This window comes from Paenibacillus sp. FSL P2-0173 (genome assembly GCF_038008045.1).
GTDB classification, from domain to species: domain Bacteria; phylum Bacillota; class Bacilli; order Paenibacillales; family Paenibacillaceae; genus Paenibacillus; species Paenibacillus polymyxa_B.
The window spans coordinates 495,964-516,850 of sequence record NZ_JBBOYK010000004.1 but is presented as its reverse complement, the minus strand read 5'-3'; the positions used below and the strand labels follow the sequence as shown (position 1 = coordinate 516,850).

Genomic DNA, 20,887 nt, shown 5'->3' with positions numbered 1-20,887 from the left:
TCATGAGCATGCTGCAATTGAAAGAGGTCGTGAAGCAATATGGGAACCACACGGCGGTGAACGGAATTTCGCTGAATGTGAACGGCGGGGAGATTTACGGACTACTGGGAGGCAATGGAGCAGGCAAAACGACAACGATGCGCATGGTGCTCGGCCTGATTTACCCTGATGGAGGAAACATTCAATATGAGGGCAAGCCCTACAGCAAGGAGCTCCAACGGACGATGGGTTATTTGCCTGAGGAGCGAGGGTTGTACCCCAAGGTGAAGGTGAGCGAGCAAATTAACTATTTGGGCAGGCTGCGCGGCATGTCGGCCAAGGAGGCGGACAAAAGTCTACGCTACTGGCTGGAGCGCTTTGGGGTGCCGGAATATTACGACAAGCGGATTGAGGAGCTATCCAAGGGGAATCAGCAGAAAATGGGTTTTATTGCTGCTGTAGTGCATCGCCCGACGCTGCTTATTTTGGATGAGGCCTTCAGTGGGCTTGATCCGGTGAACGTTGAATTGCTTAAGGATACGGTGAAAGAGCTGCGGGATGATGGGGCTGCGATTTTATTCTCGACCCACCGCATGGAGCATGTGGAGGAACTATGCCGCCATATTACGATTTTGCATCGCTCAAATACAGTTGTGCAGGGAAGTGTGCAGGAGATTAAGGGCCGTTACCCACGTGAAAAAGTTCGTCTCATTACTACAGGTGAAGTGAACGGACTGGAGCAGCTGCCCGGCGTGCGCCGTGCAGAGCCTATGGATCGCGGCTGGATGCTGCATATTGAGCAGCCGGATGCGGCGAAGTTGATTTTACAAACGGCGTTGGAGCAAACGGATGTGGAGCATTTTGAGATCAAGGAACCTACGCTGAACGAGATTTTCATAAGAGAGGTGGGTGATTCCCATGAATAGACTGGGTACGGTGATCGGTTTTACGTTTCGTCAGAAGGCGAGAACCAAATCTTTTATCATTACAACGCTGGTACTGGCCTTGCTCATTACAATTGGTATGAATCTGCCGTATATGATTTCTTTGTTTAAAGGAGATGGGGCAGGAGGTTCGGGCACAACGGCAGCCGAGCATCATCGCTTGGGACTGATTGCTGGGAGCCGGATAGAAGTGGCGAATCAGCTGGAGCAATTCACCAAGAAGCAATCCAACCCGGCAGCCATCTGGGTGCGTTATGACAACGTACAAACGCTGGCAATGCAGCAAGCCTTGAAAAACGGGGAGCTGCAAGGTTACGTGCAGTTCACGGAGCCTGCCACTAAGGGAGACACGTTTCCTAAAGTGGAGTACGTCTCTGTAGAAAAAGAGCCATCTCCTGCTGTAATTACATTGTTGCAGACGGGACTTCAGGAAGCTAAGGTCAAAGCCATTATGGGCCGCAATGCATTGACCAGCGATCAAATTCGTGAAATTAGCACACCTGTAATGGTGGATAGCAGGGAAGTAGACGGTCCATCTGAGGCAGGAGGAGCTGTGGGGACAGAGGAAAAAGAAACCTCTATGATTAACTATGGTTTGGTCTATGTACTGATGATTTTATTCTTCACCTCCTCCATGATGACGGGAAATATGATTGCTGCAGAGGTGACATCGGAAAAAAGCTCACGTATCATGGAGATTCTTATCACAAGCGTTTCACCGCTGACCCAGATGTTCGGAAAAATTATCGGCATCTTCCTGGTCGGCCTGCTGCAAATTGCTGTTTTTGCAGCCGTTGTATGTGCCAACCTTATGCTGCCGCATAATAATGTCATTCTTAGCTCAGCCGGGCTGGATCTGTCGCAACTGAATATCGCGGTGTTGGGTTATGGTCTGGTATTCTACATCCTCGGCTACTTTCTGTACGCAGTATTGTTCGCTGCGGTGGGCTCCATCGTTAGCCGTACCGAGGAGTTGGGACAGGCGATCATGCCGATTACCGTGCTGTCACTAGCAGCCTTTTATATCGGTATCTTCAATATCGCCGCACCTGATACGATTTTCGTTAAGGTGGCCGGGTACATCCCATTTTTCTCGCCGACTGTCATGCTGCTGCGGATTGGTCTGGAGCGGGCGAGCCTGCTGGAAATCTGGCTGTCACTTGGTATTCTGGTCGCCTCCATTTTGTTGTTCGGTTGGCTGGCTGCCAAGATCTACCGTACGGGTGTCTTAATGTATGGTAAACGTCCTTCATTCAAAGAGTTAAGAAAAGCTATGAAGGCTTACAAGATTTAAGAAGCTGTTGTCGATGTTGTGAGTAACGGTTATAGTTGAGACAGATTTCATTAATAAATGAGACTTTTAACGGTACATGTTTGAGACATCAACAATGATAATTTTTTGAAAAATCCTTGCTATGCAAGGATTTTTTCTTTTCATCTAATTACACATTGTAATTTGTTTAAGAGTGAAGTGCGTAGCTATGTGAAATTTGAAGTAATAGCAACAAATGAGACAAGTTGAAAAGCATTCTTCTTTATGTTGAGTACTTATAATCTCATAAGATTATAAGAGGACAGAGAATTAGTTTCTTATTCTGTAAAGTAAATTTGTGTAAATAGATCGCAAACTCTTTTTTATGAAAGCTACTACTACGTTGAATCCTAGTATATCTTTAGCAAGGAAAAGAGAGTTATAAATATTATAGTTGAAAAGGGCTATAAAGAAAATTACCCCGAACATATTAAATTGTTCTTGGAAAATGAGTTCATGGCCTGTTACTAAGCCGTTTTTCAACAGTAAACTTTTCATTGCAACAATAGCAGTTCCTAGACCTGTAAAGTAAATAATTAGCAGGTTAACAGTTCTAAACCAACTAGTGAAGTCTGTTTTTTTTAGTACGAAGTGGCAGAATATATGTGTTACCAAAGTTGCTAGTAAAGCAATTACAGAAGAGGCCATAGTCCCGTAAACTAAAGCCCTGATTGTATGATCTGAAGTATAGTCGAAAATGTATTCGATTAATTTTGAACCTCCAATAAAAGAGCATATGGAAATAAGGGTGAATAATAAAGAAAAGGAAATGGACTTTAGGAAAAAATACTGAATATGTTTACGCATTTCAAAACTCCTTACTTATAGATATGTATAAAACATATATCAATTGGACGACAAATGTAACAAACAGTTTCAATTTACAATGAATATTGAGTGTAGGAGAAAAGAACAAAAGATTATCTTTCGTTCTTCTCTATTATTTTTAAGATTTTTAAGATATGGAAGGTGTTTGTTTTTTGTTTTTAGAAAGTTTTACTTCAATAAAAGAAATGATATCTTCTTGGTCTTTCGGCTTTAGTCGGCGAAACAAACCTAGTAGTTTGTTTTCATTGTTACTAATCTTGGTTGTAAATAATTCATCACGTAACAAATACAAATCTAAAAACGGAATTTGAAGATAGGATTCTTTGAGTTCATTTTCTATTAAAATAATTGATTCTCTTAAATTGTCTTTAATTTCTGTTTTTCTTAGTTTGGATTCGAAGAAACTTTGTCCTTTAATAAGCCAATATAAATTAACATCAAACTTCTCTAATAAAGATATTAGTGTCTCAAGTGAGGGCTTACTTTTTCCAGATTCTATATCACTTAAGGTGCCTTGAGAGATTCCAAGGACTTTGGCAAATTCAATTTGATTAAGACTGTTTATTTTGCGAACAGTCTTAATATTGTCACCAATTATATTCACTATTTACACCGCCTTCATTGCTTATTATCGTTTTTCGGATATAATTAATTGAAAATGAAAAAAATATCAAAATAAAACTTAAAAAATATACTTTACTCTAGTATCAGCACATATTTATCTTACTTATTATTTTATCAGATTAAGACCATTATATTCTAATCAATTAGTTAGTTATAATTGGTATATTCTGGTGTTTTTATATAAAAGGAGGGGTAGATTGCTTGTCAGGTGAAAATTGGTTGAATAAAAATTGGATAAGAGAAGACCAACTTTATGTTCCCAAAAGAAAAGTGAATAATCGGGGAAGTAATTGGTACGCGCATATTATCGGAAGTTTTTATAGTGAAAAAATGAATCGACCGGTAGAATATGAATCTTTAGGAGAGCGACTATTTTATTATTTCTTAGAACTGGATAGAGATGTCGTTCGGTACTATGTTCAATCAGTTGAAGTACCTATTAAAGAGGGGAGTGGCATTTTTGGGACTACTACCTGGACTCATATTTCGGATGTACTTGTTTTCCGACAGGAGTCCATCCCTTTACTTTATCAGATAAAACATAGTTCTCAACAAGGGCCAGATGATAAAGAACAACTGATTAACAAGTATTGCAATTCGTACGCTCTCAAACAAGGCTGGGAGTATAAAGTAATTTATCCCAAAGAAATGCCAAACCAATTATCTTGGAATATCAGGTTTTTACAAGGATTTTTAAAGGAGCGTACCTATTATGATCAGTGGATGCAGAAAGTAGCGTACAGAATGCAGTGTATGGAATCAGGGAGCATAGAAGATGTATCTCGGTCTTTTCAGGGAGATATTGATCCTTTGTTGATTAGACCTATTATTTATTTCCTTATGGCCAGAGGAACCTTTCATTTTGATGTTACTGAAAGGATTACATCACACACACGAGTGTCTCTTAATGAGCAGATGTTATCTATGAAAACGATAAGAGAGGGATTACCTAATAATGGCATTCAATCAACTGAATCTTTATTCTGAATTCAAGCTTTATGGAAAACTACATAAGGTAGTCGCGATTAATCCGCCAGAGATCATAATCAAACGTCCTGATGGGGAAGAACTTAAAATGAGGTTTTCTGCTCTTGTAGCACACCCTACTTTCGTGCCACAGTCCTCTATGAAAAAGATGAGGAAAGAAAGAGAGGGATATAGCTTTTTGACGACCCTTACTGAGAAAAAGCGTGCAGAAGTTAGCGAACGTTTTGAAATGATACAGCCCTTATTGCTATTAGAACAAATTAAAGCCAATCAGTTTCGGGTAGTACAACAATTTATGGATAAGTATGTGCATTATTTACAATCTGATGAAATCTTAGAGGAATTGCATCAAGAAACTCTAATTCATAGAATTACAAAACACAGAGGAGTGTCTAGAGCCACGCTGATGAGGTACCTTTCAAGTTATAGAAAAATGGAAAACCAAAAAGAAAATGGGGGATTAGAAGGACTTATATCAGATAAGGGGAAAGGGTATGGAGGTCGAAAGGACAATAAACGGTTAGTGATTTGCCATCCAGATAAACCGGATATTGTTTTGGATACATTAATCATTCGGAAAAACGAAAAACAAATGGAGATTATTAAAGATGTGATTGAAAAAAAGTATTTAAACAAGTACAGAATGTCCAAGGCCTCTATTAGCGAGGAAATTAACAATCGATGTGCAAAAGAAGATGAAGACGAAATTAGTTATTCAACCATCTCCGATCTGATCGATCGAATAGATGAAAAGGCAAAAGTGCGATTGAGAAACCTAAAACTAGCTAAAGCGAACTACGATGAGGTGTCGCGTGGTTATGCTGATCGTGATGCTATGTACCCACTAGATATGATACAAATCGACCACACTCAATTGGACTTGCAAGCTATTGATCCTATCACAGGTGCTACTATGCGCCCATGGATCACATTGGGTATTGATGTGTACAGCAGAATGCCTTGGTGTCTCTATGTATCATTTGAGCCACCTTCAATAAATGTTGTACGTAAGGCTATACAACATGGAGTGTTTGTTAAAAATATAAAACAAGAGTTGGATACAGAGATGGAGTGGGAGGCTTTTGGCATTCCTAATGTAATCTATGTAGATAACGGTATGGATTTTAAAAGTTCGGATATTAAAAGGTTGGTTAATGAGTCCTTAAAATCTGAGATCATGCATCGTCCCGTAAGGCTGCCCAGATACGGAGCAATTATAGAGCGGCTTTTTCAAACCATAAACAGTCAGCTTATTCACAACATTTTGGGAACGACAAAGAGTAATATTTTTGATCGTGGGGATATAGATTCAGAAAAAGATGCTTGTCTTACATTAGACCAGGTACGCAGAATATTGACTATTTTTTTAACTGATATTTATCCTATTAAAGAGCATAAGGGGTTACCTATACAGACCAATACACCTTTGTTGAGATATTACGAAGGTATTCAAGAGGTCGGTTATCCAGATTGGATCAGTAAAGATGAAGAAGAACGTTATAAAATTGAATTTTTGCTAACTGATAAGAAACCTTATACACGTGATGGAGTTCGTTGGAATAATCGGATTTACAAATGGGATCACGGGGATGATCTGGTAGCAAAGAGAGATGTAAAATACAAAGTTAAAATGGATATCGACGATGTATCTATAATGTATTTATTACATCCTAAAACTAATGAGTTTATTAAGCTCCAATGTTCCAGCCCTCCTTATGAATCAGTTGTTGGTATGAATGACTATACTTATAAACAAATTAGAAAATTATTAAAAAAGGAAGGTCAACAAAAAAAGGGAATGATTCCAGGACGAAAACAAATATCGAGGGCTTCTGAAAAAATTGCTAAAGAAATTAGTGATGGCTTCAATAATCGTAAAACAATCTTCAAAAAAATTTCAAAGCTAGGTTCTAGTGTGACTGTGAGCATTACAAACTCATATCTGGATGAACAAACTACCAATCAAAAAAATGCTAGAAGCATGGAAGAGCAGCTACTTCTTATGGCTAAACATGCTGAACAAGAAAGGAAGTCGAAAGAATCGTGAGCATAGAAGAGGCGAAAGCGTTTGCCAAGAGAATAGCAAATTTATTCATTGAGCATGAGGAAGTAACTCGTGTATGGGATCGGTTTGACTCTATGAGGACTCATCTTAAAGCAGGGACTGAAAATGAGGACCCTCGTCATTTAATGGTAACTGGTTTGTCTGGTGTTTGGAAAACACAGATTAGTAAAAGGTATGTTAAAAAGAATCCTGGGTTCACAATATACGATGAAAAAGCAGATGCAGAAATAGATATAGCTCCTGTTATTCGGGTAAAACTTCCTTATCCTTTTACACAAATGGATTTTTACAAACGAATTATTAAAGCTTTAGGCGCACCCATCGTTAGATCAGATGCACGTGTAAACTATTTAAAAGACCAAGCACTCCATTTACTTGTTAAACAACGTACAGAAATGATCATTTTTGATGAAATGAATTTCATTATGCGTACGAAGCGATTTGATAATCAAGAGGCTATGGAGATGTTTAAGGATTTGACCAATGAGGGTAGGGTTTGTTTAGTTTGTATGGGTACTCCCCAAATTGAAAGTCTGAGGACAATGGAAGATGAGTATATCGGACGCTTTGGACGAGAAAGGATATCTCGATTCGAGAATTGCGATGAAAAATTTCAAAACCTACTTGTGCAAATAGAAGAAATACTACAACCACCAGCACCAATAGGACTGGGAGACGTGAAAACGGGTCTTCCTGCTCTTCTTCATTTTTACTGCCAAGGGCGTATACGCTATTTGCACAACATTATAATTGAGGCTTATCGATTATTAGGGGTGTTTGAATCGGATTTTCATGATATATCAAAATCTCAATTAAATGTTGAGTTAATTGAGCGTGCAAAATACAATTTATTTGGAGAAATTGACCATTTAACAGAGCCAACACTAGTATCTAATTGAAATTAATGAGGTTCAATAACATGAGTAATGAAAGAATCGCGATCAGGCCAATACCGAAACAAGGAGAGTCACTAACTTCTTATTTACTTCGATCAGCTAACTTGAACAAATATGATATCAAAGATTTATGGAAAAAAGCTCATATTGGATCTGAGCATGCTTTGAGATCTAATCAATACTTTCGATTGGATTTCGATTATACTATGGTAGATCATAGAAAGCTAGGGAACCTATTGGGGTTGTCCAGAGTGGAGGTACAGTCTCTAACTCTTTATAATCTACATTCTAAATTCCTGGAAGATCCATATCAAGATTTTGATCGAGCTACAGTTATGAATAATGCTTTTCATAAAAAGTCCCGAAATTATTGTCCAGAGTGCATAAAAAGAGATGTTTTTTTTAAGCTTATCTGGCAAGTTAAAGATATAGAGATCTGCATTGAACATAATATGATACTGTTATCAGAATGTCAGTATTGTAACAGGGAATTCAATTATCAAGATGATCTTGAATCATTCAAAATATGTACACATTCAGAAAGTGAGAGAAGTTTCACAACTAGCCAAGCTTATATTTTAAATTCGGATATAAGAGAGAGACAATTGAAATTATATCAAAGGTGGGAATTCCTGCTTGATCCGAATAGGAAATTGAGCCAAACCATAGGACAGTTATCTTTGGAACAGTCTTTAGCAGTTAAGGTACTATATCTGGGACAGAATCAATCCCATAAGTATGATCGTAAGGCTATAAAACACATTAGCATAAGCATAATTAAAAATTTAGTCTCTCTCGTCAGGGGAGTTTCGTGCGTAAAAAAAATAGATTGGAAACAATTATTTATTATTTTGGATGCATGCAACATGAGTATTGAAGAATTCTCTGTACTTAAGGTGCCAAGTGTATACGTTAATAATATATATAAGTCAAAAGAAAAACAAAAACCTGGTCAATGTTTAGCTTCATGGTGTTCTTCTTTCGGAGAATCAAAACAGATAATATTGATAAATAATCGAATTGAGCCTAGAAAAACAAAAGTCAGATATAATTATTATTATATATGCAATGATTGTTTTATGAAATATGGATATCACACTGAAACTTCAGCTTGGCTAAATATTGATAATAAAATCCAAATCATAATTAAAGTACAGAAGTTGACTTCTGAGGGGTTTACCAGATGTCAAATATTAAGAAATATAGGTACTAATATGTATCGAATTAGCGAGATTGTTGGTTATTTAGCATATCGGCATCTATTAAAGGAAGAAATATTATCTAAATATGTTCCACATTCAATTCCTGAAGATATAATCCAATATTTTAAGCAGTTGGATTGTGATTCACATACCTATCCAGAAACTAGATATAGAAAAGCCCAGGCGCTATTCGGATGGTCGGTAATAGAATACAGTTATTACTATGCGAATACAGATGTACAGGAGTATTTCCTTTACAAAATATCGGATTTAAAGAAGCCACTTAAAAAATATAAAGATTTAAATATAAGGGTCGAAAAAGTACTCAAAGAAATGGCCAAAACTAATGAGAACGTCAGCATTTCTAAAATAGCTAAAGTACTAGGTTGCTCAGAAAAACTCCTTCAGTCACGTGGTCTTGTTTCTAAAATCGGGCAGAGTAAGGAACAACAAATGTTAATGAATGGTATACAAGAAGAAAGGGAATTATACAAATTGTCCAAATCACTAGTAAACGCATTGGATGTTTCTCAAACAGCGACAAGTCAAAGCATTTATAAACGGATAGGTAGAAACCGCGATTATATTAAGAAATATTATCCTGATCTATTAAACTTTATAAGACATTCAGTAAGTGCGCATAACTATGAGTTGAAGAAATCTATTGTAGAAAGGAATAGATTTCTTATAAGAGAAGCCATAAAAAAAGTAGAGAAGAAAAATAATGCTGTTAATATATCAGCAGTTGCTCGGGAAATGAATTATACGCATATCTTTGTAAAAGGGTACAGACTATTGAAAAATCTTATAGAAGAAGAGATTAGTAATTACCACTCTCATAGGTTGTTAAATGACGAGTCACGGAGTTATTAATGGTCGTGGTGGTTACGGTTAAATTATCCTTTCGGATTAATTTTAGTTGTTGTAATAAGTTGAGCTTGAGATTTTTATCTATTCCAGTGGGGAGTGAGGAAAGATTAAACTTACGCTTTTCCAAAATGATAAATGAATGTTTCCACACTAATAGAAATTCATGTGAACCTCAAAAAACGTAAGAATTAAGAACTAGCCGCTTTATAATGCAGTTAGTTCTATTTTGTATAAGTAAATTCATCTAGAAAATGATGAAGATAGTGTACCTGAAGCCTTGTTGCAAAATAGCATGTATAAGCGTCTTCGTTCTATCCATCCTTTTACATTCAAAATTCACTGGTTCAATTATCTCATCTCTTCCCCAGAGTTGATTAGACTATATATTGTGTTGTTTTATTTGATAAATAGATTTTTTTACTATATATTGTTGAAGTCGAGATGTTTTTTAATTATAATGAAACTAACATGCAGAACATATATTCGTTTTTTGGTTTTGCTTTAAATATAATCGTAATACTTCTACCCTGTTTAATTGAATTGGGTTAGTTAATAATAAAATTATTGAAATCTCAAATTAGAGGGGGAAAAATATTGGCATTAGTAATAGAACAAAATAGTTATCAAACAAATAAACAGTTGGAAATGTTACTTCATAGGATGTGTTCAAAACTACAGATCAGTCCATCTATGCATGAAACGGTTGAGTGCTCATATCATGCTGTCTCTAAAGTACTTGAACAAAGCATATATTTCAAAGAAAGCGACTTACAGATCTACCCGCAAGGATCTTTAAGAATAGGAACGACTGTACGGCCGTTTGGTAGTCAGGAGTTTGACTTGGACTTTGTAATGCAAGTGAACAACATCCGTTTTCAAAATATTAAAAGTCCAGTTGAGTTTTTACAAAACGTATATAAAGTTTTGTATAATCATGGCGTTTATCGTGACAAAGTAGAACTTAAAAATAGATGTGTTCGGATCAATTATGCCAATAACTTTCATATGGATATTCTACCGGCTATTCCGGTATCAGGAGTCCATGAACATTGTATAGTAGTTCCAGATCGAGCTGCTGCTAATTGGAAGGACAGTAATCCAAAAGGATACGCAGAGTGGTTTCAAAAAATCGCTGAAAATTATACACCATGGAACTTTGAAATTATCGAGAAGGCCGAGGTACAGCGCCTTCCTGAATTAGAAACAATTGATGAGAAGCCCCCCCTAAAACGTGCTGTGCAAATGTTGAAAAGATTTCGAGATTATTATTTTCAAACAGAAGTCAAAATTGCACCGATAAGTATTGTTCTTACTACTTTAGCTGCCCACCACTACAAAGGACAAGGATCAGTTTACGATACCATGAAAGGAATTTTAGATGGTATCAAGGAGCAAATTAGAGACTGCAGTAGAATCCGTGTCTATAATCCTAAAAATCATAAAGAACTATTAAGTGAACGGTGGGAGGAAGATCCAAGTCTATATACTCATTTTGTGGATTTTATACACCACTTCAGTACTAAGTGGGATACCATTCTTAATATCAATGGTTTAGATAAGTTTGGAAAAGAAATGAGCGGTCTTTTTGGAGAAGATTTAATGAAAAGTACTCTTAAAGATCATGCCACTTACCAACAAGCTATGCGTACCAATGGACAGCTTTCCATAGCTCCTTCGGGTATAATACTACCAACGACTATTGGACTCACAGATAGCATACCAATCAAGAAAAATACTTTTTTTGGGAACTGACTGGATGAGACATACACATAGAAAAAAGAGCTCAGCAGCCAGGAAGTTTTTTAGGAATGCAAGTATTGATACTGCAAGACAATACCAAGCACTGAAACTTGCATTTCCTAGATCAGAAGTAACGCTCGTTAGAGAAAAATTGACTTGGATTGGTCAGCTAAAACCAACTGAGCTAAGTCAAATTTACACCGTTTCTATTGAGTATACATTAGGTAGCTCTCCTAAAGTGCAGGTTCTTGACCCTTGTTTAAGGCCACGACAAGGAGAGAAGATTCCTCATATGTTCGATCAAAAAAGGCTTTGTTTGTATTATCCTGCTTCAAAGGAATGGAATAAAAATAAGTGGATACACCAAACTATTATTCCATGGACCTCTATGTGGCTATATTTTTATGAAATATGGCATGCTACTGGTGAATGGCTTGGAGAAGGAATTCACCCAGAATATACACAGTCTAAAACTAATCGTATGCAGTTTTAAAAAGGAGCGTAAATAGGGGGGATTTTAACTGTCAGTTTCATATATACCAGAGAAGGTTAAGACTCGACTTTGGGGAAAAGCCGCTGGACGATGTCAATATAAAGGATGTAACGAGCCACTTTGGCTTGATCCATTAACAAAAGTAGAGTTTAACCTATCGTATATTGCTCACATCATAGCAGATAAACCTGATGGGCCAAGAGGGGACTCCGAGTTATCTGATAAGTTGAAGAGCGACATTACAAATCTTATGCTTATGTGTGATAAACATCATCGTCTAATAGACAAGGAAAAGGTCGCTGAGCACTCTGCGAATATACTTCGTAAGATGAAACAAGATCATGAATTAAGAATTGAGATGTTAACAAGTATCACTGAGGATATGCAGAGCCACGTTTTGTTATATGGTGCGAACGTTGGTCAACATCATGTACAGATAAATTTGGAGAAAGCTTCACCTGCAATGATACCAAGAAAATACCCCGCTGAAAAACCAGCCATAGAGTTAAGTTTGGGAAACAGTGCTTTGCATGATAACGCTGATCTGTATTGGATGTTTGAACGTGAACAGTTAAGAAGACAATTTAGTGATCAGGTTAAGCGCCGAATAGATCTAGGCGATATCAAGCACCTGTCTGTTTTTGGGTTAGCACCTCAGCCATTATTAATTGAGTTGGGTACTTTGATATCCGATATATGTGATGCAGATGTATATCAATTACATCGGGAACCTGCAACATGGGAGTGGCTGGATTATAGCGAAGACTTTGAATATATTGTTCAAGAGCCACATTCTTTTCAACGTAAGGTAGCATTAAATATATCTTTGAGTGGTACTATAGAGAATAAAAGAATAACAAATATTCTTGGAGAAGACACATCTATTTGGACTCTAACTATCCAAACCCCTAATAATGATTATCTAAAGGGAGTAAAGCAACTTAAAAAACTCCGTCATACTTACAGATTACTTATGGATAGAATAAAAAAAGAACATGGGCATGATAATTACTTGCATGTTTTCCCAGCTGCACCTGTATCAGCATCAATAGAATTAGGACGTATTTGGATGCCAAAGGCAGATCTTCCCTTACGATTATATGACGAAAACCGCATTTCAGGTGGGTTTAAGCACATCTTTGACATTGGGTTCATTAATAAATAGATAGGGCGAAAATACCCGCAAGATGGACACATACTATAGTACCCATCTTGTGGGTATTTTGTATTGAATAAGCTGCCAGAGAAGATGAGGGAACAATTATAAGAAGGTATCTGAACTATTTTGAACCAATATTACATTTATTGAAAAAATGATTCTGACAAATTAATCTACAACATAATTTCTTCTAGCTCCTCAGCTAGGGTCCTTGAGCCACTAAGTCCTTTAACATATTTGAGGGAACCATCAGTTGACCAGTCAATAGTAGCTAGTTTTTTGGTATGCTTGCTAATGAGTTTAATATCGAATTTCTTTGATTCACTTAGACAGATATTCAGCACTTTTGAGCCGGCAATAGACAATGCATCTAAACAGACGATATGTGTTAAACGGTATCCTTGATAGTCGATCCATTGACTTGGCAGTGCTGCTTTAATGGAATCAAAGTAACTAATGGTTAAAACAAGTTTCTCTTCTTTGGTTGCTAAAACTACACTTGGTTCTTTTATAAGGAAATGCAGAGTGCGATATAAGTTCTGGAGTGTTACATGGCGGCCTTTGGTCCTTTTGCCAATGATGCTGCCTATATTATAAAAAGGACTATCTCTCCTAACAAGCAATTCAGTAGCAATCCAACTAAGTTCATCTGAATCTCTTCGTAAATATTTACTCAATGAAGGGCCTATTCCTTTGGCTTTTGTGTTGATAGTATCAAAGAGTTTTATTTCCTCATCTTCATCTAAACTATGGAAAGTTAAAAAAGGAATATTAATTTCCGAATTAGTTTCTTGCGTATATCTTTCAATCCCACCTAAACGATGTTGTCCATCCATTAATGAGGCTTTTCCTTTGCAAATTAAACGACCGAATGAAGGCCTTATACGATCATAGGAGTGGAATTCCCATTGGCCTGCTGCGTTTAACAATATAGGTGTAAATAGAGCATCATCTCCTTTAGAGAGATAAACAGCAAAATCATTGCATCTTTTCGTATCGACGGGGCGCTGGTACCCTTTATTGGAGGGATCATTATAGGGTTTTACATAAGATATATTTAGAGCCGCGCTAGATGATAATGCTCCTTGATATGCAACCTTCCCACGCATTTTACTTTGTAGCACATTCTCAATCACAATCTGAGTCGGTAAGGATTTCATGTCTGTATCTCCTTGGTGTTATAAGATATAATATAATACTCATAAGTTCTTTTTTCAATGGTATTTATAGTATGTTGGTCTTTAACGGGCGTATTGACCTACCTACCCTGAAATAGGGGTGGTCAATATGACGAATTTTACTAGATTGGTTGGGAAAAGGCTTAGAGAACTTCGTAAGCAAAAGTCTATGACTCAGGAACAACTTGGTGAAAAAGCTCAATTGCAGTCAACGTATATCGGTGGTGTGGAACGAGGAGAGCGAAATATATCACTTGAGACACTTGAAAAAATTATGGAAGCTTTAGAAATTAGGCCTACCGAATTTTTTCGATTTGAAAATCTGGAAACTACCGATTCTCTAAAAGATAAAAATCTTTTGCTTGAGATACATACTTCGCTATTACTCAGCCGTAAAATTGAAGAAGTTGAAACAATTCATCATATCACAAAAAAAATACTTGGGTTGATTAAATAAGTGAATTTTATCCCCAGTATTAATGGTGATGCATGGTTGTTATTTATATTGGGGATGAAAAATGTTTACTATACGTTTGAAGCCATTTAGAGGAGAATCACTTAGTAGTTATATGTCCCGGTGTGCCGATGCCAACGGGATAGATCTTTTAACCTTATGGAAGGCTGTGAAGCCAAAGAATACTTATAATCCAAAAATAATACATATATACTTAATTGATTTTACTCCTGAAAGCTCTCTAAATATAGCTAAACTGGCTCGACTTACTGCGCAGTCTAGCAATACACTCCTTGAAATGACCTTTTATTTTATTATAAAAAAATTCACTCATAGTAAAAAACATGCACAATCTCGCTTCTTAAGAGGTTTGTTACGTAGAGATAATTATTATTGTCCTATTTGCTTTAGAGAAAAAAATATTCATATGCTTTTATCAAGAGTCGAGGCGATTACGAGGTGCAGAATACACCATTGTTTTTTACTTAAGAATCTCCCTTCAGATGAGTTCACAACGTCGAAAGAATTAAATATGTACAAAACAAATGGTATATTGACCATTGATACGAAAAAACTTCAGGAATTTTGCTCTGAAGAAGTTATCAAACAAGAGAAATGGATTGCGGAAGTATGGCAACAAATGTTGTCGCCTACGAAGTTACACTATTCAAATTCAGAATTAGCACTAAAAGTTCTTTACATTATGAATGATTACAACTGCTCATATGATAAAAGCATTATTCAAGCTAATTTGAAATTGGTTGGGGACATTTCACTTAATGACCTTCTTAGCTATGCTCGCAGGACATTAGCTCGAGAGAGAAGTTTTCACATCAAATTTTTAATTGAAGTGATGCGTTTAAACCGTTTGGATTTTAATTCATTTGCCAGAATAGATGTGCCCTCTTTATTTCAGAAGGCAATACAAGGGACAGGGAGAAGTAAAAAAGAGCTATTGATTTGCTTATCGCCTTGGTGTAAAAGTTACAACCAAAAGGGATCTTTAATCAAGACAGGGACTTCAACAAAATATAGAAGGAATGGAGACAAATATACTTATCACGTAGCTTGCTTGGATTGTGGCTGTTTATTTGCATTCAATTCGAATAATGAACTGGAATACAAAGACCCATTTCTAAAGGGATTCCATGCACTGAGGAAGTATGGTTTTAGAGAGATGGAATTAAAAGAGATGATGAATTATACGGGGTTCGCACGGAGTACTTGCCGACATATACTTGCCTATTTCCGTACACGTGGAGTGCTTACGATGAGACGTACAGAGATAACTATTGAAAATAAACTTTTAAGTGATTTTATTCAGGCCATTCAAAAAGGTAAGATCATAATGGAGATTGAAAAATGGAGTTGCTGGAGTAGTGTTAATCATTTTCTTACATATCGATATCATTTACAAGTGATGAGGGAGCTTGTTCTTCGTAAGAAGAAGGCAGCTAGTCGAATATATAAGGAGGAAATATATCAAAAAATAACAGATGAATGTAGTAGAATGATTGTGACAAATGAAACGATTACTATTGAGAAGATAGCTAAGGCAATAAGTGTATCTACAAATACGATACGTAAATGGAACTATCATATCTATATAAAAAATGCAAAGAAAACGCAAGCTAAGAGGCGTCTGGAGAATAGGATAAATCTGCTTATTAGTAAGGCGGAAGAGTATGTTAAAGGATATGCAGGCGAGAAAATGTTATCAAAAGATATCTACAACTATTTAAAAGTGAAGCAATCATATATATGCAGCGTAATGCCTGCTGTCAGCTACTATATAGAAAGGGCACGGGAAGAATTTAATTCATATAATAAAAGTCAATAAGTAGCCTTAGGGATTTCGATGATTGCACGAGGGAAGAAAAGATATTTTTTATTTGTGATCATTATCATTTCATGGTGAATACAAACCAATCTGAGATGATAAGTTTGTGAATTCTGTAGCGAAGCTCTCCATTTCATGAGTAATGAGACGCGAAACTATCCTAGATAAAAAGCTCTGTTTAAATTAGATATCATCTTATAATGAAGGATAGAAAATTAATTTCTGTAGTAGGCTTCTTATCTTTTACGCCTCGTAATTTTGGTATATTAAAAAAGTTCAGGGTGATCTAATGAAGCAGAATTATAATTGGCAACGATTGTGGTATCAAGCGGGAGAGATACCGCCTTTAGATAAAAATGGTTACTTAAACGAATTTAAAATTAAAGAGACGAATGAGCTAGTTTCAACTCTTAGTTCGATCTCATATAAGGGTTGTTTAATTTTATTGGGTGAACCGGGGATTGGTAAATCTGATACATTAAAAAGGGCATATGAATCGGAACATTCTAGGATTAAGGGAACTGAAGATGATGTTAGATTTATTGACTTGCGGGATGTTGCAAATAGAGACGATTTCAATGATGAACTATTTGATCGAGCATTTTTTAAACAATGGGTAGAGGGTGCTCATACTCTTTACCTTTTTGTAGACAGCTTTGATGAGTCTTTAATGCAGTTTGAGAATTTGGTGGACTATTTGGGAAAGCAATTGGACCTTATTTCCCCCCACGTTCACAGATTGAAGCTTCGCTTAGCATGTCGCTCTGGAATTTGGATTGACGACCTAGGCGAAAAACTTAAAACAATGTGGTCGGAAGAACAGTTCTCTACATATCACTTGGCCCCTCTATGTAAGCAAAATATAGTGGATGTCCTTGAAAGTAATGGCATAGAACCACATGGATTCTTAGAGGAAGCAGAAAGTAAGGGGATCGTTTCCTTCCTTGTAAAGCCTGTTACACTGTTTTTTATACTAGAAGGTTATGATGAAACAGAAATGAGCCTACCTGAATCGCAAATTGAGATATATCAGCAAGGGTGTAGGCTATACTGCAATGAAGTAAATCTTTCAAGAAAACGCAAAAGAAATAACGCGGGTAGACACAATGAAGAGAAGAAGTTTAGAATTGCTTCTCAATTAGCGGTTATGACAATATTAGCGAATCGCAGCTCTATTAATAATAAAATAACTTTAAGGCGTAAAATGACAAGTGAGCTAGATATTAAAGATATCAGAGCTGCTTTTCCTTTAATTGCTGATGATGAATTATTAGAAACATTACAAACGGGTTTGTTCAATTCAATTGATGCTGAACGTTTTCGGTGGACGCATTTAACATTTGCTGAATATTTAACGGCATCTTATTTAAATAGCTACACCACAGTAAAGCAAATACTAGATCTATTATCCCATTCTGATTATCCTGGAAAGCTGGCTCCCCAATTTCATGCTACTGCAGCATGGCTCGCGGGTATGAATCCGGAAATTTTTGATTTCATTTTAAAACAAGATTATGATGTATTGTTCCTATGCGATTTTTCTAATATATGCGCTGATCGAAGACGTTCCTTCATCAAAGCTTTTCTCGATAATGCAAACGATTATTATTACTATTCTGCTTACATTGATTACCGTATATTTTCGTCTTTAAACTATCCTGGGCTAGAAGAAGATATTCGACAGTTTATTTTCGAACTAAACAATCGAGAGAGAGCAGTAATTCTTGCAATCGAAATTGCAACTCAATGTGGACTTACTGGCCTTCATGATGATTATTTGCATATATTTGAATTTACTCAGTATAACGTGCAGGCTAAGGCAATATACGCATTCATGAGGAATGCGAGCTTTGAAGAATTTTGGAAGCTGAAACATCTAGCATTGACTAAACATTTTTCTGATGCTCATTTATTTAGAAGCGTGATCGAGAATTTAGTGAAATGTGGGATTTTGCAGACTAATGAATTGTTACTACTGTTAAGTCATCGCACTCAGTTAGATGCAACTTTTATAAAAGATACTATTAAGGAATTAATGAATAATCTAGAGTTGAGTACAACTTTGGAAGCACTTGATTGGGCAATTAAGCAGTATGTGATATTCAAACCGGAAAAAAATGAAGTTTCATTTTCCCTAATTTCAGATCTATTGTTGCTGTATTCTAGTCAATCATTATTTAACTGGGATATAAAATATAAGTGGTATCAGCTTTTGTATATCCATTATGAAGAAAGATTATCATTTAAGGATCTAATGTCTAGTTTTCAAGACAAGGAGAACGATAACTTACGAAGACAGATGCTGCAAAATATTATTTGTGAAAAAAAAGTTCTAAGTGTCGTGGAATTAAAGGAAATTAAAAATGTTATTTTTATTGATCGGGATGAAATTTGGTTGAAGGACTGTATTCAGTCAAATCGCCCTTTTAAGATTAAAACTCGCTTTCAATGGCTTTTCAGGTCATTTACGAAGAAGGAAAAGAGTTCTCGGACCTCTATGAATAGGACTGGGTGGAAACAGAATGCTGAAAAACTAAAGCCATTAGCAATATCTTTAGATATAGAGTCTCCACTTTTTGTAAGGAAATGGATAGAGTTTACCTGCGATTGTTTTGATTTAGATTTGGAGTTATTTGATTGTAAAAGTGAAGTTTATAGATATCTATGTAATGATTCTTCGATAGAAACATCATTAATAAGAGCAGCTGAGGCTTACTTGTTAATGAATGTTCTTTCCAAAGATGAATGGTCTGTTTCTTCTGAAGAAAAAGAAATTTCTGCAGGTAGAACGGCTTTTCAAATTTTATATGAATACAGTCACGAACGTTTAAAAGCTCTACCTATAAGTATATGGAGTATGTGGATGCCGATCATTATAGAGCCTCGAATATATGTATGGGGAGTTAGTGACATAGAAAGGGATATAAAACGATTTGCCACAGAAAATTATCCGTTATTAGCTACAGAGGCATTTATATATATGATAAATCAAAAAAAAAACTTAAGTCATTTCCCGAGTAACTTCTGCTATGATTTTTGGAATAAAGAGCTAGGAGCTGCCATGCTTGATTGGGTAAAATTGAATGACTTGACCATAAAAAGAACTGACATAATTCTTAGTATTCTCTTTGATAGACAATATTTACCGGCGGAAAAATATGCAAAGTCACTACTTAAGCTCCCTTTACCAATTGAAAAGGAAGCTAGAGACCGTAGTATTATCACAACTTGTATACTAATGACGCATGCTAAGGATGCTGGATGGGATACGGTTTGGGATTGTCTTAACATTGATATTCAGTTCGGCAACGAAGTTATGCGCTTATTTGCATCTAGTTGGCGAGACAATCTTTACTTGGATGATTTTGTAAATAATAAGGAATTATCTCCTGAAAAATTAGGTGACTTTTTATTATGGATACATAATAGTATTCAGTTACCGATAGGTGATAGGAAATTTAATTCAAATTCTATAGAGGAATGGAATGAAAGTGTGTTTCGTCGACTTGAAGAGATAGGGACAGAACGATCCTTTTGTGAGATACGGAGAATCGCAGATTTACTGCCTGAACTAAAGGAAGCAAAGGAAAGTTGGAACTATGTTAAGAATGATTACCTTCGAATGACATGGAAGCCGCATCCACCTAAGGTAATTGGCGATATGGTACGCAACAAAAATAGTAGGCTCGTAGAGAACGCTGAACAGCTTATCAATTTGATTATTGAGTCGTTACAACGCTTCGAGGATAAACTTCAAGGGATCACCCCATCAGCTAGGATGATGTGGGATAAACAGGTGGACGGTAGCTTTAAGCATGTCGATGAAAATGATTTTTCAAATTTCGTCAAACAACATTTGTATGATGATTTATGCGGACGAGGAATTATTGTAAATCGTGAAATTGAGATTCGTCGCGGATATGGACAGGGAAAAGGGCAACGACCGGATATTATAATTGATGCAGTTAAACAGCCAGACGAAGATGGCCACTACGATCCTATCTCCATTATAATTGAAGTCAAGGGATGCTGGCACCATAAAGTGGATTATGCTATGCAAGAACAACTGATAGAGCAATATTTACAAGATAATCATCTTTGTACCCACGGGCTATACGTAGTTGGTTGGTTTTATTGCCCACAATGGAAGCTTTCAAAGGAAAGTCTTCAGGATGCAAGAAATAAGTTCAACATTCAAGCGGAGCAACTATCAGTTAATTATAAAACTAACGTGAAAGCATATGTGCTAAATGCGTCTCTTAGGCTATAGTTGGAAAAATTATAAAATAGAAAATATCTTTAATGAGCTTTTGTGG

At 36.3% G+C, this 20,887-nt stretch carries 14 protein-coding genes; 12 read left to right on the top strand and 2 right to left on the bottom strand.

The annotated features are described in order from the left end of the window. Window positions 1–2: 2 nt before the first annotated feature. Both MKX30_RS22165 and MKX30_RS22160 read left to right on the top strand, forming a co-directional pair. On the top strand, window positions 3–905 hold the full coding sequence (locus MKX30_RS22165) for an ABC transporter ATP-binding protein (RefSeq protein WP_023986841.1): 903 nt from the start codon (window positions 3–5) through the stop codon (window positions 903–905). Next, window positions 898–2,217, top strand: a complete 1,320-nt coding sequence (locus MKX30_RS22160) for an ABC transporter permease (RefSeq protein WP_076265175.1) — start codon at window positions 898–900, stop codon at window positions 2,215–2,217. Before MKX30_RS22165 ends, MKX30_RS22160 begins: the two co-directional genes overlap by 8 nt. 973 nt (window positions 2,218–3,190) lie before the next feature. On the opposite strand, the gene MKX30_RS22155 is transcribed toward MKX30_RS22160, so the two are convergent. Beyond that, window positions 3,191–3,667 carry a helix-turn-helix domain-containing protein gene (locus MKX30_RS22155; protein WP_341063523.1) on the bottom strand — a complete coding sequence of 159 codons (477 nt, stop codon included), beginning with the start codon at window positions 3,665–3,667 and terminating at the stop codon, window positions 3,191–3,193. Window positions 3,668–3,888: 221 nt separating this feature from the next. On the opposite strand from MKX30_RS22155, the gene MKX30_RS22150 reads away from it, so the two are divergent. The 7 genes from MKX30_RS22150 (at window position 3,889) to MKX30_RS22120 (ending at window position 13,105) form a co-directional block, all read left to right on the top strand. Beyond that, the gene (locus MKX30_RS22150; RefSeq protein WP_341063521.1) at window positions 3,889–4,674 is read left to right on the top strand and encodes a hypothetical protein; all 786 of its coding nucleotides are present in this window, start codon (window positions 3,889–3,891) and stop codon (window positions 4,672–4,674) included. Then, window positions 4,643–6,721: a hypothetical protein gene (locus tag MKX30_RS22145; RefSeq protein ID WP_341063520.1), complete on the top strand. Its 2,079-nt coding sequence runs from the start codon at window positions 4,643–4,645 to the stop codon at window positions 6,719–6,721. The genes MKX30_RS22150 and MKX30_RS22145 overlap by 32 nt, the downstream gene beginning before the upstream one ends. After that, complete coding sequence (locus tag MKX30_RS22140) at window positions 6,718–7,638, top strand: TniB family NTP-binding protein (RefSeq protein ID WP_341063519.1); 921 nt, start codon at window positions 6,718–6,720, stop codon at window positions 7,636–7,638. Before MKX30_RS22145 ends, MKX30_RS22140 begins: the two co-directional genes overlap by 4 nt. Before the next feature lie 20 nt (window positions 7,639–7,658). After that, window positions 7,659–9,710 carry a TniQ family protein gene (locus tag MKX30_RS22135; protein WP_341063518.1) on the top strand — a complete coding sequence of 684 codons (2,052 nt, stop codon included), beginning with the start codon at window positions 7,659–7,661 and terminating at the stop codon, window positions 9,708–9,710. Window positions 9,711–10,301: 591 nt separating this feature from the next. Continuing rightward, window positions 10,302–11,459: a nucleotidyltransferase domain-containing protein gene (locus tag MKX30_RS22130; protein ID WP_341063516.1), complete on the top strand. Its 1,158-nt coding sequence runs from the start codon at window positions 10,302–10,304 to the stop codon at window positions 11,457–11,459. A gap of 4 nt (window positions 11,460–11,463) precedes the next feature. Further along, complete coding sequence (locus MKX30_RS22125; protein WP_341063515.1) at window positions 11,464–11,940, top strand: hypothetical protein; 477 nt, start codon at window positions 11,464–11,466, stop codon at window positions 11,938–11,940. A 226-nt stretch (window positions 11,941–12,166) separates the two neighbouring features. Beyond that, entirely contained in the window at window positions 12,167–13,105 is a 939-nt protein-coding gene (locus MKX30_RS22120) for an SAVED domain-containing protein (protein ID WP_341063514.1), read from the top strand. A gap of 167 nt (window positions 13,106–13,272) precedes the next feature. Here MKX30_RS22120 and MKX30_RS22115 read toward each other — a convergent pair whose 3' ends face one another. Next, window positions 13,273–14,259, bottom strand: coding sequence for a DGQHR domain-containing protein (locus MKX30_RS22115; protein ID WP_341063513.1), 987 nt, complete (start codon window positions 14,257–14,259; stop codon window positions 13,273–13,275). 127 nt (window positions 14,260–14,386) lie between these two features. Here MKX30_RS22115 and MKX30_RS22110 point away from each other — a divergent pair, with 127 nt between their 5' ends. The 3 genes from MKX30_RS22110 to MKX30_RS22100 all read left to right on the top strand — a co-directional run bounded on the left by MKX30_RS22110 (window position 14,387) and on the right by MKX30_RS22100 (window position 20,841). Further along, window positions 14,387–14,734, top strand: a complete 348-nt coding sequence (locus MKX30_RS22110) for a helix-turn-helix domain-containing protein (protein WP_341063512.1) — start codon at window positions 14,387–14,389, stop codon at window positions 14,732–14,734. A gap of 61 nt (window positions 14,735–14,795) precedes the next feature. Beyond that, window positions 14,796–16,571: a TniQ family protein gene (locus MKX30_RS22105; RefSeq protein ID WP_341063511.1), complete on the top strand. Its 1,776-nt coding sequence runs from the start codon at window positions 14,796–14,798 to the stop codon at window positions 16,569–16,571. A 289-nt stretch (window positions 16,572–16,860) separates the two neighbouring features. Continuing rightward, entirely contained in the window at window positions 16,861–20,841 is a 3,981-nt protein-coding gene (locus MKX30_RS22100) for an NACHT domain-containing protein (RefSeq protein ID WP_341063510.1), read from the top strand. The last annotated feature ends 46 nt before the right edge of the window (window positions 20,842–20,887 follow it).